The organism is Leucobacter shiyiweii, assembly GCF_052446065.1.
In the GTDB taxonomy this organism is placed as follows: domain Bacteria; phylum Actinomycetota; class Actinomycetes; order Actinomycetales; family Microbacteriaceae; genus Leucobacter.
Genome location: NZ_CM127080.1, coordinates 1,738,390 through 1,764,068, shown reverse-complemented (window position 1 = coordinate 1,764,068; position 25,679 = coordinate 1,738,390). Strand labels below are relative to the sequence as shown.

General features: G+C 62.8%; 21 protein-coding genes. 15 read left to right on the top strand and 6 right to left on the bottom strand.

The window, feature by feature from the left end:
* A complete protein-coding gene (locus tag ACTNFJ_RS08145; protein ID WP_435907596.1) occupies window positions 1-765 on the bottom strand; it encodes a DUF6264 family protein in 765 nt (254 codons plus the stop codon).
* Window positions 765-1,793 (bottom strand): class II fructose-bisphosphate aldolase, encoded by a 1,029-nt coding sequence (fbaA, locus tag ACTNFJ_RS08140; protein ID WP_435907597.1) that lies wholly within the window; start codon window positions 1,791-1,793, stop codon window positions 765-767. The genes ACTNFJ_RS08145 and fbaA overlap by 1 nt, the downstream gene beginning before the upstream one ends.
* A 158-nt stretch (window positions 1,794-1,951) precedes the next feature.
* Here fbaA and glpX point away from each other — a divergent pair, with 158 nt between their 5' ends.
* Complete coding sequence (glpX, locus tag ACTNFJ_RS08135; RefSeq protein ID WP_433647569.1) at window positions 1,952-2,935, top strand: class II fructose-bisphosphatase; 984 nt, start codon at window positions 1,952-1,954, stop codon at window positions 2,933-2,935.
* A 6-nt stretch (window positions 2,936-2,941) separates the two neighbouring features.
* Here the strand turns inward: glpX and ACTNFJ_RS08130 are convergent, their stop codons facing one another.
* Window positions 2,942-3,526 (bottom strand): exonuclease domain-containing protein, encoded by a 585-nt coding sequence (locus ACTNFJ_RS08130; protein ID WP_435907598.1) that lies wholly within the window; start codon window positions 3,524-3,526, stop codon window positions 2,942-2,944.
* 79 nt (window positions 3,527-3,605) lie between these two features.
* Between ACTNFJ_RS08130 and ychF the strand changes: the two genes are divergently transcribed.
* The 6 genes from ychF (at window position 3,606) to ACTNFJ_RS08100 (ending at window position 10,814) form a co-directional block, all read left to right on the top strand.
* Window positions 3,606-4,679 carry a redox-regulated ATPase YchF gene (ychF, locus tag ACTNFJ_RS08125; protein WP_435907599.1) on the top strand — a complete coding sequence of 358 codons (1,074 nt, stop codon included), beginning with the start codon at window positions 3,606-3,608 and terminating at the stop codon, window positions 4,677-4,679.
* Between the two features lie 129 nt (window positions 4,680-4,808).
* Window positions 4,809-5,960, top strand: coding sequence for a calcium/sodium antiporter (locus ACTNFJ_RS08120; RefSeq protein WP_435907600.1), 1,152 nt, complete (start codon window positions 4,809-4,811; stop codon window positions 5,958-5,960).
* Between the two features lie 242 nt (window positions 5,961-6,202).
* Window positions 6,203-7,369: a DUF998 domain-containing protein gene (locus tag ACTNFJ_RS08115; protein WP_435907601.1), complete on the top strand. Its 1,167-nt coding sequence runs from the start codon at window positions 6,203-6,205 to the stop codon at window positions 7,367-7,369.
* 20 nt (window positions 7,370-7,389) lie between these two features.
* Window positions 7,390-7,749 carry a zinc ribbon domain-containing protein YjdM gene (locus tag ACTNFJ_RS08110; protein ID WP_435907602.1) on the top strand — a complete coding sequence of 120 codons (360 nt, stop codon included), beginning with the start codon at window positions 7,390-7,392 and terminating at the stop codon, window positions 7,747-7,749.
* A gap of 125 nt (window positions 7,750-7,874) precedes the next feature.
* Window positions 7,875-9,587: an ABC-F family ATP-binding cassette domain-containing protein gene (locus tag ACTNFJ_RS08105; protein ID WP_435907603.1), complete on the top strand. Its 1,713-nt coding sequence runs from the start codon at window positions 7,875-7,877 to the stop codon at window positions 9,585-9,587.
* 45 nt (window positions 9,588-9,632) lie between these two features.
* Window positions 9,633-10,814: a hypothetical protein gene (locus ACTNFJ_RS08100; RefSeq protein ID WP_435907604.1), complete on the top strand. Its 1,182-nt coding sequence runs from the start codon at window positions 9,633-9,635 to the stop codon at window positions 10,812-10,814.
* A gap of 4 nt (window positions 10,815-10,818) precedes the next feature.
* Here ACTNFJ_RS08100 and ACTNFJ_RS08095 read toward each other — a convergent pair whose 3' ends face one another.
* Window positions 10,819-11,655, bottom strand: coding sequence for a CPBP family intramembrane glutamic endopeptidase (locus ACTNFJ_RS08095; RefSeq protein ID WP_435907605.1), 837 nt, complete (start codon window positions 11,653-11,655; stop codon window positions 10,819-10,821).
* Between the two features lie 81 nt (window positions 11,656-11,736).
* On the opposite strand from ACTNFJ_RS08095, the gene ACTNFJ_RS08090 reads away from it, so the two are divergent.
* The 3 genes from ACTNFJ_RS08090 (at window position 11,737) to hutI (ending at window position 15,861) form a co-directional block, all read left to right on the top strand.
* The gene (locus ACTNFJ_RS08090; protein ID WP_435907606.1) at window positions 11,737-12,774 is read left to right on the top strand and encodes a 6-phosphofructokinase; all 1,038 of its coding nucleotides are present in this window, start codon (window positions 11,737-11,739) and stop codon (window positions 12,772-12,774) included.
* Window positions 12,775-12,891: 117 nt separating this feature from the next.
* Complete coding sequence (hutU, locus tag ACTNFJ_RS08085) at window positions 12,892-14,628, top strand: urocanate hydratase (RefSeq protein ID WP_435907621.1); 1,737 nt, start codon at window positions 12,892-12,894, stop codon at window positions 14,626-14,628.
* Between the two features lie 30 nt (window positions 14,629-14,658).
* Window positions 14,659-15,861, top strand: coding sequence for an imidazolonepropionase (gene hutI, locus ACTNFJ_RS08080; protein ID WP_435907607.1), 1,203 nt, complete (start codon window positions 14,659-14,661; stop codon window positions 15,859-15,861).
* Between the two features lie 35 nt (window positions 15,862-15,896).
* Here the strand turns inward: hutI and ACTNFJ_RS08075 are convergent, their stop codons facing one another.
* Window positions 15,897-16,718, bottom strand: a complete 822-nt coding sequence (locus ACTNFJ_RS08075; protein ID WP_435907608.1) for an IclR family transcriptional regulator — start codon at window positions 16,716-16,718, stop codon at window positions 15,897-15,899.
* Between the two features lie 35 nt (window positions 16,719-16,753).
* Window positions 16,754-18,328, bottom strand: a complete 1,575-nt coding sequence (gene hutH / locus ACTNFJ_RS08070) for a histidine ammonia-lyase (protein ID WP_435907609.1) — start codon at window positions 18,326-18,328, stop codon at window positions 16,754-16,756.
* A 204-nt stretch (window positions 18,329-18,532) separates the two neighbouring features.
* Between hutH and ACTNFJ_RS08065 the strand changes: the two genes are divergently transcribed.
* From ACTNFJ_RS08065 to tyrS, 5 genes are all read left to right on the top strand, one after another.
* On the top strand, window positions 18,533-19,528 hold the full coding sequence (locus ACTNFJ_RS08065) for an arginase family protein (protein WP_435907610.1): 996 nt from the start codon (window positions 18,533-18,535) through the stop codon (window positions 19,526-19,528).
* Between the two features lie 103 nt (window positions 19,529-19,631).
* On the top strand, window positions 19,632-21,542 hold the full coding sequence (typA, locus tag ACTNFJ_RS08060; protein WP_435907611.1) for a translational GTPase TypA: 1,911 nt from the start codon (window positions 19,632-19,634) through the stop codon (window positions 21,540-21,542).
* 70 nt (window positions 21,543-21,612) lie between these two features.
* Window positions 21,613-22,539, top strand: coding sequence for an ornithine carbamoyltransferase (gene argF, locus ACTNFJ_RS08055; protein WP_435907612.1), 927 nt, complete (start codon window positions 21,613-21,615; stop codon window positions 22,537-22,539).
* Window positions 22,536-23,963 carry an argininosuccinate lyase gene (gene argH / locus ACTNFJ_RS08050; protein ID WP_435907613.1) on the top strand — a complete coding sequence of 476 codons (1,428 nt, stop codon included), beginning with the start codon at window positions 22,536-22,538 and terminating at the stop codon, window positions 23,961-23,963. The genes argF and argH overlap by 4 nt, the downstream gene beginning before the upstream one ends.
* 27 nt (window positions 23,964-23,990) lie before the next feature.
* On the top strand, window positions 23,991-25,316 hold the full coding sequence (tyrS, locus tag ACTNFJ_RS08045; protein WP_435907614.1) for a tyrosine--tRNA ligase: 1,326 nt from the start codon (window positions 23,991-23,993) through the stop codon (window positions 25,314-25,316).
* Window positions 25,317-25,679: the final 363 nt, after the last annotated feature.

Here is a 25,679-nt window from a genome sequence, read left to right as displayed (position 1 = left end):
TTACGGGGCAAAGAGTCCGTCCATGAGGGTTTGAAGGGCTGACGGGTCACTGGCTGCCTGAAGCAATTCAGGAACAAGCGTGAACGCGATGGCCGACACCACCGTGGAGACAATCATCGCGATCACTGCCGCGACGAGCGGCACCCAGAAGGTGATCTTTCTCGCACGCAGGCGCTGGAGCGAATAGATCAGATTCAGTGCGTAAATCGCGAAGATGACGAGAGCGCCCACAACTCCGAGTGTGCTCACTCCGGTTGGGATGACGAGGTTCTCGACACCGAGAATTTCACCATATTGACGGAGTGTCTCCTGTATTGAATACAGTGATGCTGCGAAGTTCAGCGCGCCCAGCGCACCAACGACCAGCAGTACGATCGTGACAATGCGGTCGCCCATCCGGCGGCTGCCAGTGGCGCGAGGCGCTCCCGACTGTCCGGGCGTTGCGCGGTAGTGCTGTGAGTCTTGCGCGTCGTCAGAACTAGCGGCGGGACGCGAGGGCCCGGCCACCTCCGGGGCGGCCGAGCCGCGGGCGCCGAGGTTATGTGGAACGCCGGGTAGCCTTCCCGTGCTGTGTCGAGGTGGAGTCGCTGAAACAGCGCCAGGCTGGCCGGTTGGGGGCTGTTGTGTGGGCTCTGCCGGCGACGCAGCCGATTCCTGGCCCGGTGGGGTCCAGTCCCATCCCTCGGGCGCATACTCACCGTACGCGGGCCGAGGCCGCGAGTCAGGCGTTTGCTGGTCTGCGGGAGTCTTATTGTCTGCGGTCACTACGCACTCACTGACTTTCCTGCCGAGCCGAGTTGCTCGGCAGCTTCTGCGATCCGTCGGGCCATGCCTGTCTCGCCGAGACGACCATATGCGCGGGGGTCATACTGCTTCTTGTTTCCAACTTCACCGTCGATCTTCAGAACGCCGTCATAGTTCTTCAAGATGAAATCGGCGACGGGCCGGGTAAAGGCGTACTGCGTATCGGTGTCAATGTTCATCTTGATCACACCGTGTGACACGGCCTCAGCGATTTCCTCGGGCGAGGATCCCGATCCACCGTGGAATACGAGGTCGAGAGGCTTTTCGTCCGTGCCGTACTTTGAGGCGAGGCCATGCTGGATCTCAGCTAACAACTCTGGCCGGAGCTTCACGCCGCCCGGCTTGTATACGCCGTGCACGTTCCCAAATGTCAGCGCAGTGAGGTAGCGGCCCTGCTCTCCAAACCCCAGGGCCTCGACCGTTGCAATTGCATCATCGAGCGTCGTGTAAAGCTGCTCATTGATCTCGTGCACGATGCCGTCTTCTTCTCCGCCGACGACACCGATCTCAACTTCAAGAATCACGTTGATGGCCGCCATACGGGGCAGGAGTTGCTTGGCGATGTCGAGGTTCTCGACGAGCGGCACTGCCGATCCGTCCCACATGTGGGACTGGAAGTAGGGCTGACCGCCTGACGCAACCCGCTCCTCGCTCGCGGCGACAAGCGGCAGCACGAAGTTCTCTAGGTGCTCCTTCGGGCAGTGATCGGTGTGGAGAGCGACGGTGACGTCATAAGCCTTCGCCACTTCTTCCGCGTATTTGGCGAAGGCGAGAGCGCCACCGATGCGGTTTTTCACCGTGTGCCCGGCGAAGTAATCTGCGCCACCGAAACTGACCTGAATAATGCCGTCACTACCTGACTCGGCGAACCCCTGCAGCGCCGCATTGAGTGTCTGCGAGCTCGACACGTTGATTGCGGGGAAGGCGAAGCCGCCCATCTTCGCGGCATCGAGCATTGCGGCGTACTGTTCGGGTGTTGCAACGGGCATCGGTGCTCCTTGAGTAGGGGTGCCTGGTCGCCCTCAAGTCTAGGCGGTGCGACCCCGTTATTGCTGGGCAGCAAACGCTAGGCTAATGGGGGGATCGCCACGCGACCTGACACCAGGGGCGCGGCCCGCCATCGAGACAGACACGGAGACCTCAGACCATGAGCGAACAGCATTCACTGGGTGAATGGCAGCCCGACCGCAACCTGGCAATGGAACTTGTGCGCGCCACAGAGGCCGCTGCGATTCGTGCGGCACCGTGGGTGGGTCGGGGCGACAAGCTTGCAGCCGATGGGGCAGCGGTCGACGCGATGCGCCGCTTCCTGTCGACCGTATCGATGAAGGGCACCGTCGTGATCGGCGAGGGCGAGAAAGACGATGCGCCCTGGCTGTACAACGGTGAAGAGGTCGGGAACGGCGAGGGTGCCGAGTGCGATGTCGCGGTGGATCCGATTGACGGCACACGGCTCACCGCCGAAGGTCGCGAGGGAGCCTTGTCTGTCATTGCCGTCGCAGATCGCGGCAGCATGTACGACCCCTCGGCCGTTTTTTACATGGACAAGCTCGTGTGCGGGCCTGAGGGTGTGGGCATTGTTGACATCGAGCGGCCAATTGGTGAGAATATCCGCGCGCTTGCCCGAGCGAAGGGCGTTGAGGTCTCTGACATTCGCGTCGCCGTGCTCGACCGCCCACGTCACGAGCAGCTCATCGCCGACATCCGTGCCTCAGGTGCTGGCACCCGGCTCCTCATTGATGGCGATGTCGCCGCAGGCGTGAACGCCGCGCAGTGGGACTCACGGATCGACCTCGCGGTCGGGATTGGCGGAACCCCAGAAGGCATCATCACCGCGTGCGCAGTGAAGGCTCTCGGTGGGGTAATCCAGGGCAAATTGTGGCCGAAAGACGACGAGGAGCGTGAGCGGGCGCTCGATGCGGGCCACGAATTGGGTCGCGTGTTGCACGCCAACGACCTGGTTCGCAGCGACAACGCGTACTTCGTGGCTACGGGTATCACCTCGGCTGACTTCCTTGACGGGGTGCAGCGGCGGGGGCCCTTCCTGAGGACGGAAAGCGTCGTCATGCGTGCGCACTCAGGCACGATCCGCCGGGTCATCACCGATCAGCGCCCGCATCGCTGGGAGTAGCCTCGATTACAGCTTGAGTGGGATCGCCGCGAGGCGGTGAATCTTGACTCCGGTTGCCTTCGCGAGCATGCGAATGTCGTCTGCGGCATGCCTTCGGGCTGCGTCGCTAATGATCGCGGCGCACGCTTCAGCGTCGGCGAGAGCCTCGTGGTGCGCGAAGTCGCCGAACCCTGCTGCTGCTGCGGAGAGGGGCAAGCGGTGCGACGGAATGTCGTAGGTCTTCCGCGACACCTGCACGCTGCATAGGTATCGCAGCTTTGGGGTGGGGGTGATCGTCGCTGCACACGCGCCGCGGATGACTCCCATGTCGAAGCCAGCATTGTGCGCCACCGCAATATCGTCGCCGATGAACTCGAGTAAGTCAGTCAGCTGATCGCCCCACCCCGGGGCATCCTCGACCATTTCGGGCGTGATGCCGTGGATCTTGATATTGAAACGAAGAAACTCGTCGTGCCCCGCGGGCGGGCGGATGAGCCAGCTCGCGCGATCCACCACCTTGCCGTCTCGCACCCGCACGAGTCCCACAGCGCACGCAGATGATGCGTGGCTGTTGGCGGTTTCGAAGTCTAAGGCGGTGAAGTCAACTGGCACCAAAGAATCTTGACATACCCCACTGACAGGCGCCGAGCGGTCAACCCGCAGTTCAACCGCACGGGTAGACTTGACCCTCGTGGCTCTCACTATCGGAATCGTCGGTCTGCCCAATGTTGGCAAGTCCACCCTCTTCAACGCTCTTACCCATAACGATGCGCTCGCGGCGAACTATCCGTTCGCGACGATCGAACCCAACGTGGGTGTGGTGAACCTGCCTGATCCGAGGCTGACGAAGCTCGCCGAGATATTCGGTTCCGAGCGCATCCTTCCGGCGGCGGTGAGTTTCGTCGATATCGCTGGCATTGTGCGAGGCGCAAGCGAGGGCGAAGGACTCGGCAATCAGTTCTTGGCGAACATTCGTGAGGCGGATGCAATCGCCCAGGTGGTGCGCGGTTTTAGCGATCCAGACGTGATTCACGTTGAGGGTGCGGTGAACCCCTCGAGTGACATGGAGACGATCAACACCGAGCTCATTCTCGCCGATCTGCAGACGGTCGAGAAGGCGCTGGTTCGGTATGAGAAGGAACTGAAGTCCAAGAAGATCGACGCATCGGTGGTCACCGCCGCGCAGGCCGCAATGGCGGCACTCAACGATGGCAAACTCTTGTCGCACTCGGACATCGACCTTGAGCCCATTCGCGAGCTCGGGCTGCTCACCGCGAAGCCTTTCCTCTACGTGTTCAATGTCGATGAAGGGGTGCTCGGCGACGAGGCAAAGCTCGCGGAGCTCGCGGCCCTCGTGGCACCCGCGAAAGCCATCTTCCTCGATGCGAAGCTCGAGAGTGAGCTCATGGAGCTGAGCGACGAAGACGCTGCGGAGCTGCTGGCCTCGATCGGCCAGGAAGAAAGCGGGCTGGATCAGCTCGCCCGCGTCGGCTTCGACACCCTGGGCCTGCAAACCTACCTCACGGCCGGTCCGAAGGAATCGCGCGCGTGGACGATTCGCAAAGGTTCGAAGGCACCGCAGGCGGCGGGCGTGATCCACACAGATTTCGAAAAAGGCTTCATCAAGGCCGAAGTGATCTCCTTTGATGACTTGGTTGCGACCGGTTCGGTGGCCGACGCGCGGTCGCAGGGCAAGGCGCGCATGGAGGGCAAGGATTACGTCATGCAAGACGGCGACGTGGTCGAGTTCCGCTTCAACGTGTAGCCATCCTCTGGAGTGCCCCGGGCAGTCGCTGAGCCCACGCGCCAGGGATTCAGCGTGCGTGTGGCGGTCTTCCGCTCCTCCTTTGAGCAGTGGGGCGGTCTCGACCGTAGGATCCTCTAGAATTACCTCATGCTGCTCGACACCGTGTTCGTCATCGCCGGAATTGTCATTCTGGTCGCCGGAGGCGAGGCGCTCGTCCGTGGCGCATCCACGCTCGCTACACGGGTGGGCATTTCTCCGCTCATCGTCGGCCTCGTCGTCGTCTCTGCGGCGACGTCAGCACCCGAACTCGCCGTGACCGTCGATGCCGTTCTGCGCGATGAACCCGATCTCGCGCTCGGCAATGTCGTGGGCAGTAATATCGCCAACATCCTGCTGATCCTCGGGATTTCGGCCCTCGTGCTGCCCCTGAGCATTAAGAAGCAGATCGTGCGGTTCGATGTGCCGGTCATGGTGGGCATGTCGATTCTGCTCATCGTGGTCAGCCTCGACGGCCAGATCGGGCTCCTCGACGGCCTTCTGCTCCTCACCGGCCTCGTCGTGCACACCGTCATGAGCATCGCGGTGGGGCGACGCGAGGGTGCGGCAAACGGAACTGCACGCGTTCAGGCATCCTCTGACGCAAGCGCGAGTGCTACGAGGGGGAATCCGACGCCCCTGTGGCTTGCTTCCGTTTTGCTCGTTGTTGGCCTTGGTCTTCTCGTTCTCGGGGCGCAGCTACTCGTAAACGGAGCGGTGGGCATCGCAACGGAGCTCGGAGTAAGCAGCCTCATTGTCGGTCTCACTGTGGTCGCCGTCGGCACCTCGTTACCCGAGCTCGCCACGTCGATCATTGCCGTGCGTCGAGGTGAGCGAGACATGGCCGTCGGTAACATCGTTGGCAGCAACATCTTCAACATCGGAATGGTGCTCGGGGCGCCGGCGATCATCTTCGGTCAGGGCATCCCCGTGCCGGCCGCCGCGATCGCTCTCGACCTGCCCCTCATGCTTGCCGCCTCGATCGCGCTGCTACCGATCGCTTTCACCGGGTTTATCATTGCCCGTTGGGAGGGAGGCACGTTTGTGGCGCTCTACGTCGCCTACACCGCCTACCTCGTGCTCGCTGCCACCCAACACGATGCGCTCGAGGGCCTGACAGACGTGATGATCTGGTTCGTACTCCCGCTCGTGGGCGTGACCCTCGTTGTGGTGACCGCCTTCGAGGTGGGCGTGCATCGCGGCAAGCGACTCGCCGCAGCAGAACGTCGCGACAACAAGGTGCCCGCACCACCGCTGGAGTGAGTGGCGTCACCGTTGCCTGCGACACGGTGTCGCAGGTCGGTAACGAGATCTAGTTCCGTTTGAGTGTGTAGCCATCCGTCTCGATTGCTCGAAGAAGTCACGCAGGCAGCGGGCCAGCGAGGGAGCAATGTAGCGTGCCGGTGGAGCTGAACGGGCCAGCCATCGCGGAGAGAACCCGCAGCAGTTGTGAGCCGTGCATCTATGCTGAGACCCACAACGTCTGACTGGAAGGCACACTCAGAATGACCGATCGACGCGCGCAGCTCGGGACCGCATCGATTCCCCTCTCCGAGAGAAGAGCGGCGGAGCCTCAACTTACCCTTCGTATAGAGTCGCAGGCGATCTATCTAGCGCTGCTAGCCGGCGGCATCGGCGCAATTGTGGGCATAATTCTCGGGATTGGATGGCCGCCGCTCCCGCTCTTTGGGGATCTGTCTTTCGGGACAGTAGTCGCGATCGTGGCCGGGTTGGTTGCTGCAGTCGCGGGATCCATAGGCTACTGGCGCGCGCGTCGGCTGGAAGGGCAAGAGTGGAGGGGGACGCTGCCCGCGGCGATCTTCACCGTGAATACCATCGCAGTGGTCCTGGTGCACGTTGTGCTGGCTGCGCTGACCGTGCTCGGAGTGTTTTTCATTCTGAGTCGTGGGTTCATTGGGCTCGAAGTTGACCCCTTCTGGTCCACGGCACTCATGGCAGTCAGCGTCGGGCTGAGCGCGCATATGACCTATCTGTCAGTTTCGCGTATGACCACGCGTCGGATGTCATCTTTGCTGATGTCGTTCGTTGTCATTGGCACACTCACCGCAATGGTCTCGTCTCCGGATCCCACATGGTGGAAGATTCACTTCAGCCAACTGGGCACGTTTTGGAGTGTGTCGGGCTTCATGTTTAACGGCACATTGATTGCCGCAGGTCTGCTCGTTACCGCGTTTGCCGTCTATTTGGCCAACGACATGCGTGCCCTCGTGGAACGCGGCATTCTCACCAACAGGAGAAGTACCACGATTGTCTCTGCGATGTTCATTGTTATGGGCATTATGTTGGCGGGAGTTGGTCTAGTTCCGGTGAATGTGAGCCTGATTATTCACAATCTCTGTGCGAGCGGGATGGCGGTCATGTATTTCGGCCTGCTGAGTGCCGGGCCATGGATCCTCCGTGGCATGCCTCGCGCTTATTTCATTGCTTCAGTGGCTTTTCTCGTCAGTGTGGTGCTTTCGACTATTCTCTTCTCTATAGGGTTCTTCGGACTCACCGCATTCGAAATCGTCGTTTTCGCACTCATCTTCGGGTGGATATCGGTCTTCATTCGTTTCGTTGGTGTCGCCGGCCAAGATGATGCGCGTCGCGCGAATGGCTCGGACCACCGGGTTCCCCCACATACAAGAGGTTTTCACGATGTGCAGTCGTGATTCGAGGGAGACGAAACTCAATGTCTGACACACTGCCGCCGTGCCCAGAGTGTGGTGAATCCTATACCTATACGCAGAGTTCGTTGCTGGTGTGCCCCATGTGTGGGCATGAGTGGGCTCCCGCTGAAGAAGCGGAGGCCGTCGGGACTGAGGCGGCTGTCAGGGACTCGGTGGGCAACGTCCTCACCGACGGTGACACCGTCACCATCACGAAAGACCTAAAGATCAAGGGTGCAGGCGGCGGGGTCGTCAAGGTCGGAACCAAGGTGCGCGGCATTCGGTTGATCTCCGACGGCGTGGGAGATCACGACATTGATGCGAAGGTACCCGGGTTCGGTCAGATGCAATTGAAATCTGGTGTGGTGAAGAAGGTTCTCTAGTGTGCCGCCACCCCAGAGAGTCGCGTGCACATTCTGGCATTCGCACAGCGTTGAGTGGCGTCGGCTTTAGGTGAGCGTTCGGGGGACCGTTCACCCGCCTCTCCAGGACTGAATAAGCTGGGCTGATGACCGGAACGCTCGTAGCCCATGGCTTAGCTGGTGGCTACGCACACCGCACCCTGTTTGACGGTCTCAACCTCACGGTTGCTCCGGGCGATGTCATCGGAGTGGTGGGGGTAAACGGTGCGGGAAAGTCGACGCTCCTACGCATACTCGCCGGTGAGGTCGAACCGCAGGCGGGAACGGTGAGTCTGGCACCGAGCGACGCGTTTGTGGGGTTTCTCCCGCAGGAGCACGAGCGAGTCGCCGGGGAAACGATCGCGGGCTATATCGCTCGGAGAACGGGTTGCGCGCGTGCCACGAGCGAGATGGACGCGGCCGCCGAGGCGCTCGGAAATCTTGAGCCACAGCCGCCAGGCACCCCCGACCCAGGCGACGTGTATGCAGCCGCGCTTGATCGCTGGCTTGCGAGCGGAGCCGCAGATCTTGAAGAGCGGTTGCCCGCGATACTCGCAGAGCTGGGCCTGGTATTGAACAGGCCTGCTGCAGGCGTAGGTTCCGCGACACTGGACGGTGTGAGCGGACTCTCTCCGGAGTCGCTCATGACTTCGCTATCTGGCGGGCAGGCTGCGCGCGTCGGGCTCGCTGCTCTTCTTCTCTCACGATTTGATATCGTGCTGCTCGATGAGCCCACCAACGATCTCGACCTTGACGGTCTAGAACGACTCGAGAACTTCGTTCAGGGTTTGCGAGGCGGCGTCGTGCTCGTGAGCCACGATCGCGAGTTCCTTGCCCGGTGTGTGACCCGCGTGCTCGAACTCGATCTCGCGCAGCACAGCAATCGTGTGTTCGGTGGCGGCTACGATTCGTATCTCGAGGAGCGCGAGATCGCCCGACAGCATAAGCGGGATGACTACGAAGGTTTCGCTGCGAAGAAAGCCGATCTCGTGGCTCGTGCGCGCATGCAACGAGAGTGGTCGAGCCAGGGCGTGCGAAACGCCATGAAAAAGGCACCTGATAACGACAAGATCCGGCGAAAAGCGTCTACCGAGTCCAGCGAAAAGCAGGCGCAGAAAGTGCGTCAGATGGAGAGCCGGATCAGGCGCCTCGAGGAGGTCGAGGAACCGCGTAAGGAATGGCAACTTGAGTTCACGATCGGTGCCGCACCGAGGTCGAGCGGGGTGGTCGCGACACTAAACGCGGCGGTGGTTCATCAGGGTGACTTTTCGCTTGGCCCTGTATCGCTGCAGTTTCATGGCGGCGAACGGATCGGCATCACCGGCCCGAACGGCGCGGGGAAGTCCACACTGTTGCGGATGCTTTTGGGCCGGCAGGCACCAGATTTCGGCTCGGCGACGCTCGGAACTTCCGTCGCAATTGGTGAGGTGGATCAGACGAGATCCCTGTTTGCCGGCCTACAGCCTCTCGCGGATACGTTCGAAGCACTCGTGCCCGAGCTATCGGCTGCCGAGATCCGCACACTGCTCGCGAAGTTTGGCTTAAAAGCTGACCATGTGATGCGCGTCGCAGGCGAACTCTCCCCTGGGGAGCGCACACGTGCCGGTCTGGCGCTGTTGCAGGCCAAGGGAGTGAACGTGCTCGTTCTCGACGAGCCCACCAACCACCTCGATTTGCCCGCGATCGAGCAGCTTGAGCAGGCGCTCGACACTTATGAGGGTGCGTTGCTGCTGGTCACACACGACCGTCGAATGCTCGATACGGTGCGGTTGGATCGTCGCTGGCATGTCGAGAACGGGGTAGTTTCCGAGCGTGTGTAGTTCTCGCGGCAGCGTCTTCACGCTGTTGCCCGGTAGTCTGTCAGGGTGAATGACGAGGAACTGCGCGCGTTCTTAGAATCGGCGACCGAAGGCGACCCCGAACCTAAGCAGCAGAGCAAGCCCACCGCGCCGGCGGCTTCGGATGGCGAGGCTGCGAAAGCGGAGCCGTCTCAGGTTCCGCGGGCGGCCACCCCATCCGCCGACCAACAGTCGGGTCTCAGCTTTGATGAGTTGATCGGTCTGCGCCGGCAGCAGGCGGTGGATCCCGATCCCGTGCCGCTTATTCTTCCGGAGCCAAGGAGATCGTCTTCGCCTGATTCGGGAGTGACGCCGCTCCTGTTGCCGCCCTCAATGACGCCTGCTCCCGGCGCGAAGGCGGCGGCGCAAAATGATCCGCAGCCGCCCACTCAACCACTCGAGCGTCTCGACATGCCGTCGCCGAGTCGACCAGAGGAGCAGCCCGCTGAGCCGGGGGCCTTCGCCTCATCCGACTTCGCTCCAATCGCAAGCGCACCGCGACCCGCAGCCCGGCCGGTGCCCACCGCGGGGATACTGCCTCCTGAGCAGCCTCGGTCGGCGCCGCCCACGGCACCGCTCCCGCAGGCAGACGAGTCGTCCATTTTCGGTCTGACGCCTGCATCCGATTCTGACACCCGCACCGGTGATGAGTACGAGAAGATTTCTGTCACCGGTGGCTCCGGTGGAAAGAAGTTTTTGCCATGGATCATCGTGGGCGTGGGGGCGATCATCGCGCTCGTTGCCTCAATCTTTATTGTGAATTCACTCGGAAGCGCGGGAGATCCTGCGCCGACCGCTGCGCCGGTAACAACCGAGGCACCAGCGCCCGAAGACACTCCCTCCAGCGCACCTTCTCCGTCAGACGACCCGGAATCCTCGGTGCCGACCGGCGACCAGCCACCCAGTGTTGAGGTGGGTTCGACGATGCTCCTCGATGTTCCGCAGTGGGGCATCTCGGCAGACCTCAGTAGCCGGTTCGGGCAGACCAGCTACATGATCGATGCCGAGAATCGACTCGTGCTGACATCCGCGCTGATCGACTCGCTCCCTGAGTCCTGCGCAGCGATGCGATCACAGTGGGGAATCGTGAAGGTTGACTCCACCTATGAGGTGCTGAAGCCGGCGGAGACGTGCGCTGATGCGCCCGAGGTGTTTGACGAGCTGTGGGGTCTCACTGCCGCAATCGTAGAGAGTATCCGACCGCTGTAGCCAGTTACGGGCCGGGTACCCCGAATAGCTCTGGCCACCAGGCCAGAGCGAGCGGGTATCCGGCAAAGCTCACAATGTCGAGCACCCAGTGCGCGATGACGAGCGGCAGTACGCGCCCGGTGCGTTGGTAGATCCACCCAAATATGAGCCCCATGATCACGTTGCCAAGAAACCCTCCGAAGCCTTGGTAGAGGTGATAGGTTCCGCGCAGCACGGCACTTACGACGATGATGGAGGTCGTACCTAGCCCGAGCCGCCGTAGCCGCTCGAAGAGATAGGCGACCACAATGATTTCCTCGCCCAGCGCCGCCCTCAGCGCCGCGAGTACGAGCACCGGGATCGTCCACCAGAAGGTGTCCAGGCTCGTCGGCACCACGGTGACATTGATGCCGAGTGCTTTGCTTGCCAGGTAGAAACCGAGTCCCGGGATGCCGATCGCTGCGGCGAGCAGTACACCGCCGCCGGTTTCGGTGATCCACCAGCTCCGTTTCGCCCCTGCGGATCGCCCGAAGCCGAGGCGCGCCAAGTGCGGGCGCTGCTCGCGCCACAGCAGATATATGACGAGGGCTACCGGGGCGAGGCCAAAAGTGAACCCGAGCAGCTGGTAAATGAGATCGAACCAGGGCCGTTCGGACAGTGCGCGGTTGATGGTCGCGGTCTGGGAGGCCAGCGAAGTTTCTCGCGTAACCCGCTCGATAATGGTCACTACCGCGTACACTGCCGAAGCTCCGAAAGAGAGGGCGAGCACAATAGCGATTTCCCACTTCAGGCGGGTATTCGAGGGCTCGGACGTCGGCAGTCGATCAGCGGTCACGCGATCAGCGTACCGGCGGTGGGGCATCACCGCTGGGTTTTCGAACGCGTCCCAGCTGTTCTCATCGTGGCCGCCCGCTCGCAGACCTCGCCAACTAGGCTGACTGGTATGAGAATCGGTGTGCTCTGCAGTGGCGGCGACAGCCCGGGCATGAATGCTGCAATCCGCGGGGTGGTGTTGCGTGGGGTTGAGGTGCTGGGCCACGAGATGATCGGATTCATGGATGGCTGGCGAGGGTTCCTCGAACGGGATTGGATCGAACTCGATCGCCGCGCGGTTCGCGGGATCGCGCCGCACGGCGGGGTCATGCTCGGCACCAGCCGGGTGAGCCCATTTTCTTCCCGCGGCGGGGAGCCCGAAGACTTCATCATGATCCGCGAGCGAATGACCGAGTACGGCATCGACGGGTTCATCCTGATCGGCGGAGACGGTACGCATCGAGTGTCGAAGATGCTGCACGATCAGGGCATTCGGGTTGTAGGGCTTCCGAAAACCATTGACAACGACATTGTGGGTACCGACTACTCCTTCGGCTTCGATACCGCGGTTTCGACCGCCACCGAGGCGATCGACCGTCTGCGAACCACGGGTGAATCGCATCGTCGTTGCATGCTGCTCGAGGTGATGGGGCGCCACGCGGGGTGGATCGCCTTGCATTCCGGCATGGCCGGAGGGGCGCAGGTCACCCTCATTCCTGAGCATCCCGAATCGCTCGAGCAGATCGCCGAATGGGTGATGAGCGTGCAGGAACGCGGACGTTCCTCGCTCGTGGTCGTCGCCGAAGGCTTTGTGCTCGATGGCATGGAGGAAGCGGTAACGCGTCAGGGGGTCGACGGGTTTGGGCAGCCGCGCCTCGGTGGCATTGCCGAAGTGCTTGCTCCGATGATCGAAGAACGCACCAAGATTGAAACCCGCGCGACCGTGCTGGGATACGTTCAGCGGGGTGGCTCCCCGACTGCATTTGATCGGGTGCTCGCGACACGCACGGGATTTGCTGGAGCTGATGCAATAGATGCCGGTCAGTGGGGCATGCTCGCCGCACTTCGTGGCGATAAGGTCGTTCTGGTCCCGTTCGACGAGGTGGTGGGGAGGTTCAAAGCAGTACCCGAAAGCCGATACCTCGAAGTGCGAAGGAACTTCGGTTAGGCGCGTCTCAGATACCGGACAGTCAAGGTGTTGTGAGCGTTGTCTGACGGGGATCGGGAGGGTGAGATGGAACCCAGATCCACGATCCACACGCGCACCCTCCCGAAAGGCACCACCATGGCTCTTCCTGGCGCCCGCCCCGTCCGTCCGCCTCGCGGCCCACAGATTTCGGCCAGGAGCTGGCAAACCGAGGCACCGCTACGAATGTTGATGAATAACCTCGACCCGGAGGTAGCCGAGCGACCCGATGACTTGGTCGTGTATGGCGGAACGGGTCGGGCTGCGCGCAGCTGGGAAGCGTTTGACGCGATCATCGATACTCTTCGTGGCCTCGAAGATGACGAAACCCTGCTTGTTCAATCAGGAAAGCCGGTGGGCGTCTTTCGCACCCACGTGTGGGCTCCACGTGTGCTGATTGCGAATTCGCATCTCGTCGGCGACTGGGCGAACTGGCCGGAGTTTCGCCGTCTCGAAGCGGAGGGGCTCACCATGTACGGGCAGATGACCGCGGGGTCGTGGATCTACATCGGCACCCAGGGCATCCTGCAGGGCACCTATGAGACGTTCGCCGCGGTGGCGAGAAAGCTCGCCGCCCGCGGCAGCCTTGCCGCGCAGCCGGATGGCGCAGCGGAAGGCACCCTTGCGGGCACGATCACGCTCACTGGGGGGTGCGGCGGCATGGGGGGTGCGCAGCCGCTCGCGGTGACGCTCAACGCCGGCGCGTGCCTGATTGTTGATGTCGACGAGACTCGACTGAGGCGACGGCTCGGCAAACGATACCTCGACGAGGTCGTCACCGATCTCGACGAGGCCATCGCGAAGGTCCAGCGAGCGCAGGCAGATCGGCGAGGCTGGTCGGTCGGACTCGTTGGCAACGCCGCCGAAGTTTTTCCCGAGGTGCTTCGTCGGCACCTCGCGGGCGAGGTCACGATCAATGTGGTGACCGATCAAACGAGTGCGCACGACCCACTGTCATACCTGCCGGCCGAAATCAGTGTTGCCGACTGGCAGGCGCGTGCCGCTGCCGATCCCGAAGCATTCACTCTCGCCGCCCGCAGGTCTATGGCGGCGCAGGTTGCAGCGATGGTGGGTTTTCAAGATGCGGGCGCCGAGGTCTTCGACTATGGCAACTCGATCCGCGACGAGGCGAGGCTCGGCGGGAACGACCGCGCATTCGAGTTCCCCGGTTTTGTTCCCGCATACATTCGGCCACTCTTTTGCGAGGGGCTCGGCCCGTTTCGGTGGGTGGCTCTCTCCGGAGATCCTGAAGACATTCGCGTGACCGATGAGGCGATCCTGGAACTCTTTCCGAACGACGCGCACCTCCATCGGTGGATCCGCGCCGCGCAAGAGCGGGTCGAGTTTGAGGGACTTCCCGCGCGCATCTGTTGGCTCGGGTATGGGGATCGCGCGAAGGCTGCGTTGCGCTTCAACGAGCTCGTTGCCGAGGGCAAGCTGCGCGCTCCCATCGTGATCGGGCGTGACCACCTTGACTCCGGCTCGGTCGCCTCTCCGTACCGTGAGACAGAGGCCATGGCCGACGGTTCGGATGCGATCGCCGACTGGCCATTTCTGAACGCGCTGCTCGCGTCGTCGTCGGGGGCGACCTGGGTGTCGCTGCACCACGGTGGTGGAGTCGGAATCGGCCGCTCGCTGCACTCCGGGCAAGTGTCCGTCGCAGACGGCACGGCGCTCGCCGCAGAGAAACTGCAGCGACTATTGACGAATGACCCGGGCATGGGGGTGATCCGTCATGTCGATGCCGGGTACGAGCGCGCTGCCGAGGTTGCCCGGGACCGCGGCGTGCACGTGCCAATGGAACCGGTGATTCGCAACACCGGCCGGGCCTGGTAACTTACCAGGGTTACGCCACAGGGGATCCACATGAGTCAGACACTGTTGATCGACAACATCGGCGAGCTCACGACCAACGACGACCAACTCGTCTCCGGTGCCGCAGTGGTGATCGAAGGCAACACTGTGGTTTGGGTCGGTCGCGCGGCCGACGCGCCCGCTGCCGATAAGCGATTCGACGCTGAGGGGCGCGCGGTGTTGCCCGGGTGGGTTGACTCGCATACCCACATGGTCTTCGCGGGTGACCGCAGCCAAGAATTCGAGGCACGTATGGAGGGGGTGACATATGCTGCGGGCGGCATCAACAGTACGGTGAAGGCGACCCGGCGGGCAGGAGACGCGGAGCTCGAAGCGAACCTGACGCGGCTGATCGCTGAGGCCCATCGTGGCGGTACAACGAGCATCGAGACGAAAACCGGCTACGGGCTCACCGTTCAAGATGAGCTCCGGTCCGCGTGCATCTCAGCGAGACACGCGGACGCAGTCACCTTCCTTGGTGCGCATGTGGTTCCTGCGGGAGTGGATCCTGACACCTACCTCGACCTCGTCACCGGGCCGATGCTTGAGGCTGCTGCACCCTACGTGAGCTCAGTCGACGTGTTCTGCGAGGTGGGCGCCTTCGACGAGACTGCCGCGCGTCGGGTGCTCGAGTCGGCGGCCTCCGCCGGCCTTGCGACACGCGTACATGGCAACCAGCTCGGGCACGGCCCGGGCGTGCAACTCGCGGTCGAGCACGGATCGATGAGCGTCGACCACGTCGGATTCCTCACCGACTCCGACGTTAGCGCGCTGGCGCAGTCTTGGGAGGGGGGCCGCCGAGGCACGGTGGCAACGGTCCTACCAGCCTGCGACCTGTCCACCCGCGTGCCACTCGCACCTGCGCGGCAACTGATCGATGCGGGTGCCGTGGTCGCGATCGCTACCAACTGTAATCCGGGCACATCTTTCACAACCTCGATGGGGTTCTGCGTGGCCACCGCAGTTCTGCAAATGGGGATGACGGTGGCGGAGGCGGTACGCGCGGCGACTCTGGGCGGTGCCCGAGCGCTTGGCATGCACGAGAACGGGTGGATCGACCCCCGAGGCGCTGCGCAGCCCGCCGTTGGAGTGATCCGTACTGGAGCCCGCGCCGATCTGCAGGTTCTCGAGGCACCCTCAGTGACGCACCTTGCATACCGGCCGGGTGTGCCACTGACCGCGGCGGTGTGGAAGGCTGGCGTTCGCCTGAGATGATCGTGCGCTGCGGTCGCGCGCGCCATTCGCGCGTGTCAGTGTGCGGTGCGGCCGTGGATGCGAGCGGAGAGCGCCTCTGCGGCCGCGCGCACCTGCGCGGCGAGTTCGGCGGGATGATCCGCTGTCACCTCATCGTCGCGAAACGTGAGCGCGATCGCGGCGACCGGCCACCCGCGGTGGTCGATCACTGGCATCGCGACGGAGGAGAATCCCGGCGTAACCGACCCGTGCTCGAGTGCAAAACCGCGCGTGGTCGTGGCGTCTAGCACCGCACGCAGTCTCGAGTACCGGTCGATGTCAACCTCTTGGTCACGGCCGCTCGTTCCGGCGGTGCTGCGCGTCCCGCTCAGGTCATGCCGATGCACGAAGGCGTCTCGGTCCGGATACAGTGCCCGCACCTGTGCCCGCGGAAGTGCCGCGAGGATGGCTCGTCCGCTAGCCGTTAAGTGCATGGGGAGCCGCACGTTGACACCGGTGACTAGCGCAGGTGCCCCCTGCGCGCGTTCTTCCACGACGTAGAGCACGTCGCGGCCATGAGGCACCGCGAGGTGGGCGCTTACGCGCACGCGATCCACGAGGGCGGTGAGGAGAGTCCGCCCGATCCGCGTGAGTGGTTCCTGCCGCGTATACGCCGAACTGAGTTCGAACGCGGCAATTCCGAGTCCGTACCTATTCTCCTCTGCCACGTGCATTACGAAGCCGTGTTCCTGCAGGGTATCGAGCAGGTGATAGACCGTCGACCGTGGCAGCTTGAGCTGGGTCGCAATCATGCTCGCGGGGAGTGGGCCTCGTGCCCCGGCGAGGAGCGACAAGATGCGCAGAGTCCGATCCGCTGCGGGCACCTTTGGCTGAGTCACAGCGGCAGCCTATCGCGAGGCCCTTCGAACGCGTATCACCGAAGTGGCTCCGCAAGTGCGCGCTCCGCAGCTTCCAACACGGCACCGGAGACCACGAATTGATGCGCGGCATCGATGAGTGGGGAGAGAAAGGTATCGGTCGTAGGTGCGGCAATGCGGGTGCGGAATAGTCGGTGGATCGCGGCTGTCGCGGGGGAGGGCACGCCCGTTCCGCTGGCGGCACGAAAATCAAGAGCGCGAGTGGAAGCGAGTAGCTCGATGCCGAGTACGCGGCTGAGTCCGTCGAGCGAACGCCGGAGCTTTCGCCCAGCGTGCCAGCCCATCGAGACGTGATCCTCCTGCATTGCCGACGAGGGAATTGAGTCAGCCGAGGCCGGCGCAGCGAGGCGCTTCAGCTCACTCACGATTCCGGCAGCCGTGTACTGCGCGATCATGAGACCTGAGTCGAGGCCGGGGTCTGCGGCGAGAAACGGCGGCAGCCCGTGGTTGCGTGACACGTCAAGGAACCGATCAGTGCGTCGCTCCGAGATGCTGGCGAGATCCGCCACCGCGATCGCCAAGAAGTCGAGCACGTAGCCCACGGGGGCGCCATGAAAGTTGCCGTTTGACTCCACCCGACCATCAGGCAGCACGACTGGGTTGTCGATTGCGGACCGCAGCTCAATCTCCGCCACCCCGGCGGCGTGCGCCGCCGTGTCGCGCGCTGCGCCGTGCACCTGCGGGGCACAGCGCAGCGAGTACGCGTCCTGTACTCTCGTGAATTCGCCTGCGCGCGCTCGCTGGACCAGGCCTGAATCGCTCAGCACCCGCGCCATGTTCGCGGCGGCTGCGGCTTGACCGGGGTGCGGACGGAGCGCCTGCAGCTCTGGCACGAACACCGCATCTGATCCCATGAGCGCCTCGACACTCGCCGCGGCGGCGAGATCGGCGACTTTGAGCAGCGCGGACAGGTCGTGGAGCGCCAGGCACAGCATTCCGAGCATCCCGTCGGTGCCATTGATGAGGGCAAGTCCCTCCTTCTCCTTGAGTACCACCGGCTCGATCCCGGCGCGCGCAAGTGCCGCGGCTGCCGGTACGGGGGCGGCTTCGCGATCCACCCCCACCCGCACCGAGCCCTCGCCGATGAGCGCAAGTGCGCAGTGAGCGAGCGGGCTGAGGTCGCCTGAGCATCCGAGCGAACCGTACTCGTGCACGATCGGTGTGATACCCGCGTTCAGCATCGCCGCGTACGTCTCCGCGACGACCGGTCGCACGCCGGTACGACCGGTCGCAAGGGTGTTGAGGCGGAGCAGCATGAGTGCTCGAACCACCTCGCGCTCCACCTCCGGGCCGGTTCCAGCAGCGTGCGAGCGAATCAGGCTGCGCTGCAGTTGAGCTCGGTTCTCTGCGGGAATCTGCACCTTTGCAAGCGCGCCAAAGCCTGTCGAGACGCCGTAGTGTGGCTGCGAGTCATCTGCGAGCCTGTCGATGATGCGGCGACTCTCCGCGATCCGGGCGAGCGCGTTGCGGTCGAGCGCCACCCGAGCGTCTTCGCGCGCGACGGCGACTAGCTCGCCGATGCTCAATGGTCTTTCGCCGAGGGTAACCGTGTGAGGAGCGTGATCGTTCATTCCACGATTCCAGCGCACGTCACGCCGCGACGGCAGCCCTCAATCCACCCGGGTGTCCGGAATCCCAGACGTCTGGTGCGCTGTCCGCTCCATGCCGGGCATTCGCTTCGCAAGAATGGGCAGAAGATGTTGGAAAGCCGGCTCATTCTGACGCTTTCCGCCCATTCGTGAAGAGCATTCGTGTTGCGAGTGGACGAGGCTAGGATGACAAAAGTTTGGAGCCTGATGCACGTCAAACTGACAGAGCTGTCGAACGATCCGCTGTGGCCCCGCACCGGTGGCTGGCCACCGCCGCGTCCAGGCGAGTCGGTCGACCTCGCGCTCGTGGGTATTCCCACCTCGCGTACCTCGCTCTCGCCCTCCAACGCGCACGAAACTCCCGCCGCGGTGCGGCGTGCACTGCGGCGCTATTCAAGTCATCTCGTGGATCCGAGGTCTCCCGGGGTGCGCGGTGCAGAACGCGAACTGGTCCTCGACGAGGTCCTGCGCATTGTTGACGCGGGAGATCTCCCAGCCCCGGACTCCGTTTCGGGCGAGGAGAATGCCGCTGAAGCTGTGGCGGCCCTCGCGACGCAGGCTCGGCTCGTGGTGGCGCTCGGGGGTGACAACGCAATGACCGTGCCCGCCGCCATCGGGGTGGTCGGAGGAGTTGCCGGGCTTCGCACCGCCGGGCTCGTGACGCTCGACGCGCACCATGATCTCCGTGATGGGAGAAGCAACGGTTCACCGGTGCGGCGGCTCATTGAAGCAGGGCTTGATCCGCATCGCATCGTGCAGATCGGCATCGCAGACTTTGCCAACTCGCGGGCTTACCGTGAGCGCGCCAGGACTCTCGGTATCACGGTGGTGCACAGAGACGAACTTCACGATCGACCAATTCCCTCAGTGGTCGCCGAGGCGCTTGAGACTGCGGGGTCGGGAGGCGGCGCGATCCACGTCGATCTTGACGTTGATGTCTGCGATCGTGCGGTCGCGCCGGGGTGTCCCGCCTCGGTGCCAGGCGGGTTGCTGGCGCACGAGTTGCGACGCTTTGCTCGCCTCTTTGCTGCGGACGATCGAGTGCGAGGCATTGACATTGCCGAGGTGGATGCATCGGCGGATTCCGCGGATGGCCGCACCGTGCGGCTGGCAGCTCTGTGCGTGCTCGAGGCGGCCGCAGGTCTCGCCTCGCGGCAGAAGCTTGGCGACCCCACAGACTGATCCGTTAGAGTAGTGTGTCGGCTTTCTTGCGCTCGGCCCATCGTGTCGCGCCTGGCATCCGCGCCGCCGGCATTTCGTATTTCGTTCGTTAGGAACTACCTCTATGGCTCTCGCCACTCGCGAAGACCTCCGCAACGTTGCCATTGTCGCTCACGTCGACCACGGCAAGACGACTCTTGTTGATGCCATGCTGCGTCAGACCAACTCCTTTGACGCGCATTCCGAGATGGACGATCGGGTGATGGACTCGAACGATCTCGAGCGCGAAAAGGGCATCACTATTCTGGCCAAGAACACGGCCATTACCTACGTTGGCGCGCATGCGAAGAATGGGCCCATCATTATCAACGTCGTCGATACACCAGGTCACGCCGACTTCGGTGGCGAGGTGGAACGCGCGCTCTCTATGGTTGACGGTGTGGTTCTGCTGGTCGATGCTTCCGAGGGGCCGCTGCCGCAGACTCGATTTGTACTGCGCAAGGCGCTCGAAGCGAAGCTTCCCGTGATTCTCGCAGTCAACAAGACCGATCGCCCGGATGCGCGCATTGACGAGGTCGTGGGGGAGGCGCAGGATCTCTTGCTGGGCCTTGCTTCGGATCTCTCCGAAGATCACCCCGAAATCGATGTGGATGCCGTGCTGGATGTTCCCACCGTGTACCTGTCGGGCCGCGCCGGTGCCGCAAGCCACAATCGTCCGGATAACGGCGATCTCCCTGACAATTTGGATCTCGAGCCCCTGTTCGAGACCATCCTCGAGCGCGTGCCTGCGCCGAGCTTCGACGATGAGCACCCGCTGCAGGCGCACGTCACGAACCTCGACTCCTCGCCGTTCCTCGGCCGTATCGCCCTGCTGCGCGTTCACAACGGCTGGATCCACAAGGGGGAGACTGTTGCGTGGGTCAAGCAGGATGGCACCGTGCAGAATGTGCGCATCACCGAGATGATGCTCACCAAAGCGCTCACTCGCTTCCCTGCGGAGAAGGCGGGCCCCGGCGACATCGTGGCTATTGCGGGCATCGAAAACATCACCATTGGTGAGACGATCTGTGACGCGGAAGACGTCCGCCCGCTCCCTGCCATTTCGGTCGATGAGCCGGCCATCTCGATGACCATTGGTGCGAACACCTCACCGCTCGTCGGCAAGGTGAAGGGCCACAAGCTCACTGCGCGCATGATTAAGGATCGCCTTGATCGCGAGCTTATCGGCAACGTTTCACTGCGCGTGCTCGACGTGGGGCGCCCCGATGCGTGGGAGGTGCAGGGTCGTGGTGAGCTTGCACTCGCAATTCTCGTTGAAAATATGCGTCGTGAAGGATTTGAGCTCACCGTTGGAAAGCCTCAGGTCGTCACGAAAGAGGTCAACGGTAAGACCCACGAGCCATACGAGCACCTCACCATTGATACTCCGGAGGAGCACCTCGGGGCGATTACCCAGCTGCTCGCTGCTCGCAAGGGGCGCATGGAGAATATGACCAACCACGGCACCGGATGGGTGCGCATGGAGTTCATCGTTCCCTCGCGAGGCCTCATCGGTTTCCGTTCTGAGTTTATGACCACGACCCGTGGTACGGGCATCGCCAACGCGATTGCCCACGGCTACGACGAGTGGGCGGGTCCGATCGTCACGCGCAACAACGGCTCGATCGTGGCCGACCGCTCCGGCGTCGTGACCCCCTTCTCGCTCATCAACTTGCAGGAGCGCATGTCATTTTTCGTGCAGCCGACGCAGGAGGTGTACGAGGGCATGGTTATCGGTGAGAACTCGCGTAGCGAAGACATGGACGTGAATATCACGAAGGAGAAGAAGCTCACCAACATGCGTGCGGCGAGCTCAGATACCTTCGAATCGATGACTCCGCCGCGTCAGCTCACCCTTGAGGAGTGCCTAGAGTTCGCTCGCGAAGACGAGTGCGTCGAGGTTACCCCTGAGGTCGTGCGGATCCGCAAGGTGCATCTCGACGCGAACATGCGCGCCCGTTCGGCATCGCGGTTGAAGCAGCAGCTCGCGAAGTAATCGCGAGAGCACCGCTTCTCGAGGACGGGGCAGGGCATTTGCCCTGCCCCGTCCTCGTTAGACTGGGCGGGTGACGAGACACTTTCTGCGTGATGACGATCTGACGCCCGCCGAACAGCTCGAGGTTCTCGACCTTGCGGCACGCCTGAAGCGGGATCGATTCGCTGAACGACCTCTCGAGGGCCCGAGATCCGCCGCGGTCTTCTTCGACAAGACCTCAACCCGCACTCGCTTCAGTTTCGCGGCAGGGATTGCAGAGCTGGGCGGCAACGCGATCATCGTCAACCCGGGCGAGACTCAACTCGGTGTGAAGGAATCGATCACCGATACCTCGCGGGTTTTGTCTCGCATGGTGGATCTCATCGTGTGGCGCACCTTTGCCCACGCGGGGCTTGAAGAGATGGCGGCGGGCTCGACCGTGCCGGTGATCAATTCACTGTCAGACGACTTTCACCCGTGCCAGATCCTCGCGGACCTCCAGACCATTCGAGAACACCGAGGAGAGCTTGCGGGTCTGACCGCAGCCTACGTCGGCGACGCCGCCAACAACATGGGGCAGTCGTATCTCTTGGGGTTTGCGACCGCCGGCATGCACATTCGTGTTGCTGGACCGGAGGGCTTCCTGCCCCGGCCCGATATCGTCGCCGATGCCGAGCGCATTGCGTCCGAAACTGGCGGGAGCGTCACGGTGACCTCAGATCCGGTAGCTGCGGTGAGTGGTGCTGACGCGGTCATCACTGACACTTGGGTGTCGATGGGTCAAGAGGCGGAGAAAGCCTCGCGCATCGAGACGTTCGGGCGGTATCGCGTAGATTCTGCACTGATGGCCCACGCCAAACCCGACGCGATCTTTTTGCATTGTCTCCCCGCGTACCGCGATTTTGAGGTGGCTGCGGAGGTCATCGACGGACCACAGAGCGTCGTGCTGGATGAAGCGGAGAACCGCTTGCATGCCCAGAAGGCACTGATGGCCTGGTTATTGAAGGAGAGCAAATGAGCGAGAACGAAAACCGAGCCGCGGAGGCCGGAGCGCTGTGGGGTGGGCGGTTCGAAAGCGGGCCCTCGCCAGAGCTGCAGCTTCTGAGTAAATCCACTCAGTTTGACTGGGTGCTTGCCCAGTACGACATCCGTGGCTCGAAAGCCCACGCGGCGGCGCTCGAGTCTGCAGGATACCTCGATAGCGGCGAACTTGCCCGCATGCACGAGGCCCTCGACGAACTCGCCGCGCGCGTCGCCGATGGTCGGTTCTTGCCTGCTCCAGACGACGAGGATGTCCATTCCGCGCTCGAGCGGGGACTCATTGAAATCACCGGGGTGCAGCTCGGCGGTAAGCTTCGCGCCGGTCGCAGTCGCAACGACCAGATTGCCACATTGGTGCGCTTGTACCTGCTCGACCACGCTGCGGTCTTGCGCAGGCAGCTTCTCGATTTGGTCGAGGCGCTCCTCTCGCAGGCTCTAGCCCACCCGAAAGCTATCTTGCCGGGCCGCACACATCTCCAACACGCCCAGCCAGTGCTGCTTGCCCATCAACTTGCTGCGCACGCGTGGCCGATTGTGCGCGACCTCGAGCGTTTGCGTGACTGGTCAGTGCGGGCCCGTCGGTCGCCCTATGGCGGGGGTGCTCTCGCTGGAAGCTCCTTAGGCCTCGACCCCCGCCTCGTTGCTGCCGAGCTCGGGCTGGGGGATCCACTCGAGAACTCAATCGACGGAACCGCCGCACGCGATGTGGTTGCAGAATTTGCGTTCATCTGCGCTCAGATAGGCATCGATCTCTCGCGACTCAGCGAGGAGATCATTCTTTGGAACACCAAGGAGTTCGGATTCGTCCGTCTGCACGACGGCTACTCCACCGGCTCGTCGATTATGCCGCAGAAGAAGAACCCCGATATCGCTGAGTTGGCGCGCGGGAAGTCGGGTCGTCTGATCGGAAATCTCACCGGGCTGCTCGCGACACTGAAGGGTCTACCCCTCGCCTACAACCGTGACCTCCAGGAAGACAAGGAGCCGGTCCTCGACTCCGTCAATCAACTCGAGATCCTATTGCCGGCATTTACCGGCATGGTCGCGACGATGCGCTTCGATGTGGATCGGATGGCCAGTCTGGCACCGCAAGGCTTCTCCCTCGCCACTGACGTCGCCGAATGGCTGGTAAAGCAGGGCGTGATCTTCCGCGACGCGCATGAAATCTCGGGGGAGCTCGTGCGTTACTGCGAGGATCGAGGGATCGAGCTGCACGAGCCGAATGATGAGGAACTTGCTGCGGTTTCACCACACCTGACGCCAGACGTGCGCGAGGTGTTGACGATCGAGGGCTCCGTCAACTCCCGAGTGGGGACGGGAGGCACGGCTCGCGTGCGCGTGGACGAGCAGCTCGCGCGACTCGTCGAGCGGATAGCTGAGTTCCGGGCCGTCGCCAGCTGACAAGAACTCATTAGAAGGCGCGGTACGATGACAGGCGTGTCTGCAACGAGTGAACGCACCGAGATCCTTGCTTCCCAGCGTAACGATGATAGTTTCGCGACCCTGTGGGAGGAGCTGAAGTGGCGCGGCCTGGTCCACGTGTCGACCGACGAGCAAACGCTCGCTGATCTCCTCGCGGGTGAGCCAATCACGTACTATTGCGGGTTCGATCCGACTGCACCGAGTCTGCACCTCGGTAACCTCGTCCAGCTCTTGCTGCTCCGACGGTTGCAGATCGCGGGACATCAGCCGCTCGGACTTGTAGGGGGATCCACAGGGCTGATTGGGGATCCCCGGCCTACCGCCGAGCGCACCCTGAATAGCCGCGACACCGTTGCCGAATGGGTGACGCGCTTGCAGGGTCAGGTGAGCAGATTCCTTTCAGGGGAGGGCGAGAACGCTGTGCGGCTCGTCAACAACCTCGACTGGACTGCTCCACTTTCGGCGATCGACTTTCTGCGAGACGTGGGAAAACACTTCCGAGTGGGGACCATGCTCAAGAAAGATGCGGTTGCCGCGCGCCTCAACAGTGAAGCCGGGATCAGCTACACCGAGTTCAGTTACCAGGTGCTGCAGGGCTTTGACTTTCTCGAACTGTTTCGGCAGTACCGCTGTGTGCTGCAGACCGGCGGCAGCGATCAGTGGGGCAATCTCACGAGCGGAACCGACCTGATCCGGAAAGTCGAAGGAGCGACCGCGCACGCGATCGGGACGCCACTCATCACGAACTCCGATGGAACGAAGTTCGGGAAGAGCGAGGGGAACGCGATTTGGCTCGATCCAGAAATGTGCTCGCCTTACCGGTTCTACCAGTTTTGGCTCAACCAGGCAGACGCGGATGTGGTGGACCGACTCAAGGTCTTCACGTTCCTCAACCGTGCTGAGATCGAAGAGTTGGAGCTCCTGGTCGCCGAAGAGCCGTTCCGGCGCGCAGCGCAGAAGCGCTTGGCGCTCGAAGTGACGACGCTGGTGCATGGGGCGGAGGCAACTCAGGCGGCAATCGATGCCTCAGAGGCCCTCTTTGGGCGAGGAGAGCTCGCTTCTCTTGATGCGGACACGCTTCACGCAGCCCTTGCGGAACTCCCACGCGCGAGCGGTTCGGGAGGAGCAGGGATTGCCCAACTGCTCGTCGACTCCGGGTTGGTAGCAAGCGCGAGCGAGGCGCGGCGCGCAATCTCACAGGGCGGTGTCTATGTGAACAACAGTGCCGTGACGTCGGAAGATCAGGTTCTTGCATCCGCGGATTTGTTGCACGGACGATACGCGGTGCTGCGCCGAGGGAAGAAAACCCTTGCTGGAGTCGTGGCCGGCTAGTTCCGGATTCGGATGTCGTCTTCTAGCCTGAAGCTGCCAAATCGGCGGAATTACGCGGAGACACGCCCGGAGTTAACGCCGGGTTTGCGGCCAGGGCGGCAACCCGCGTAATGTAATCCCTTGTCAGCGCGACGATGCGGGACGCGGAAGCGGCCCGGTCGACATAATGCGCTCACCACCTCTCTCACCGCCTTGTGTGGTCTCGTGTCTGTGATGCGGGGAATCATTGCTGATCGTTTCTGGTTCGCCGGGACATTGATTTGCAGGGTTGATTCGGGTGTGGTAAGTTAGGAAAGTTGCTCTTCGGAGGGCCTGCGGGTCGTTACGGGGGGTGTCTGGTCCTTGAGAACTCAATAGTGTGCA

Bases quoted from the DNA above. Each gene is read 5' to 3' on its own strand.
- argH (WP_435907613.1), top strand. From the start codon at position 22,536: ATGAGCGAGAACGAAAACCGAGCCGCGGAGGCCGGAGCGCTGTGGGGT.
- glpX (WP_433647569.1), top strand. From the start codon at position 1,952: ATGAGCGAACAGCATTCACTGGGTGAATGGCAGCCCGACCGCAACCTG.
- ACTNFJ_RS08065 (WP_435907610.1), top strand. From the start codon at position 18,533: ATGACAAAAGTTTGGAGCCTGATGCACGTCAAACTGACAGAGCTGTCG.
- hutH (WP_435907609.1), bottom strand. From the start codon at position 18,328: ATGAACGATCACGCTCCTCACACGGTTACCCTCGGCGAAAGACCATTG.
- ACTNFJ_RS08090 (WP_435907606.1), top strand. From the start codon at position 11,737: ATGAGAATCGGTGTGCTCTGCAGTGGCGGCGACAGCCCGGGCATGAAT.
- ACTNFJ_RS08120 (WP_435907600.1), top strand. From the start codon at position 4,809: ATGCTGCTCGACACCGTGTTCGTCATCGCCGGAATTGTCATTCTGGTC.
- ACTNFJ_RS08115 (WP_435907601.1), top strand. From the start codon at position 6,203: ATGACCGATCGACGCGCGCAGCTCGGGACCGCATCGATTCCCCTCTCC.
- typA (WP_435907611.1), top strand. From the start codon at position 19,632: ATGGCTCTCGCCACTCGCGAAGACCTCCGCAACGTTGCCATTGTCGCT.
- fbaA (WP_435907597.1), bottom strand. From the start codon at position 1,793: ATGCCCGTTGCAACACCCGAACAGTACGCCGCAATGCTCGATGCCGCG.
- ACTNFJ_RS08110 (WP_435907602.1), top strand. From the start codon at position 7,390: ATGTCTGACACACTGCCGCCGTGCCCAGAGTGTGGTGAATCCTATACC.
- hutI (WP_435907607.1), top strand. From the start codon at position 14,659: ATGAGTCAGACACTGTTGATCGACAACATCGGCGAGCTCACGACCAAC.
- hutU (WP_435907621.1), top strand. From the start codon at position 12,892: ATGGCTCTTCCTGGCGCCCGCCCCGTCCGTCCGCCTCGCGGCCCACAG.
- tyrS (WP_435907614.1), top strand. From the start codon at position 23,991: ATGACAGGCGTGTCTGCAACGAGTGAACGCACCGAGATCCTTGCTTCC.
- ACTNFJ_RS08105 (WP_435907603.1), top strand. From the start codon at position 7,875: ATGACCGGAACGCTCGTAGCCCATGGCTTAGCTGGTGGCTACGCACAC.
- ACTNFJ_RS08095 (WP_435907605.1), bottom strand. From the start codon at position 11,655: ATGCCCCACCGCCGGTACGCTGATCGCGTGACCGCTGATCGACTGCCG.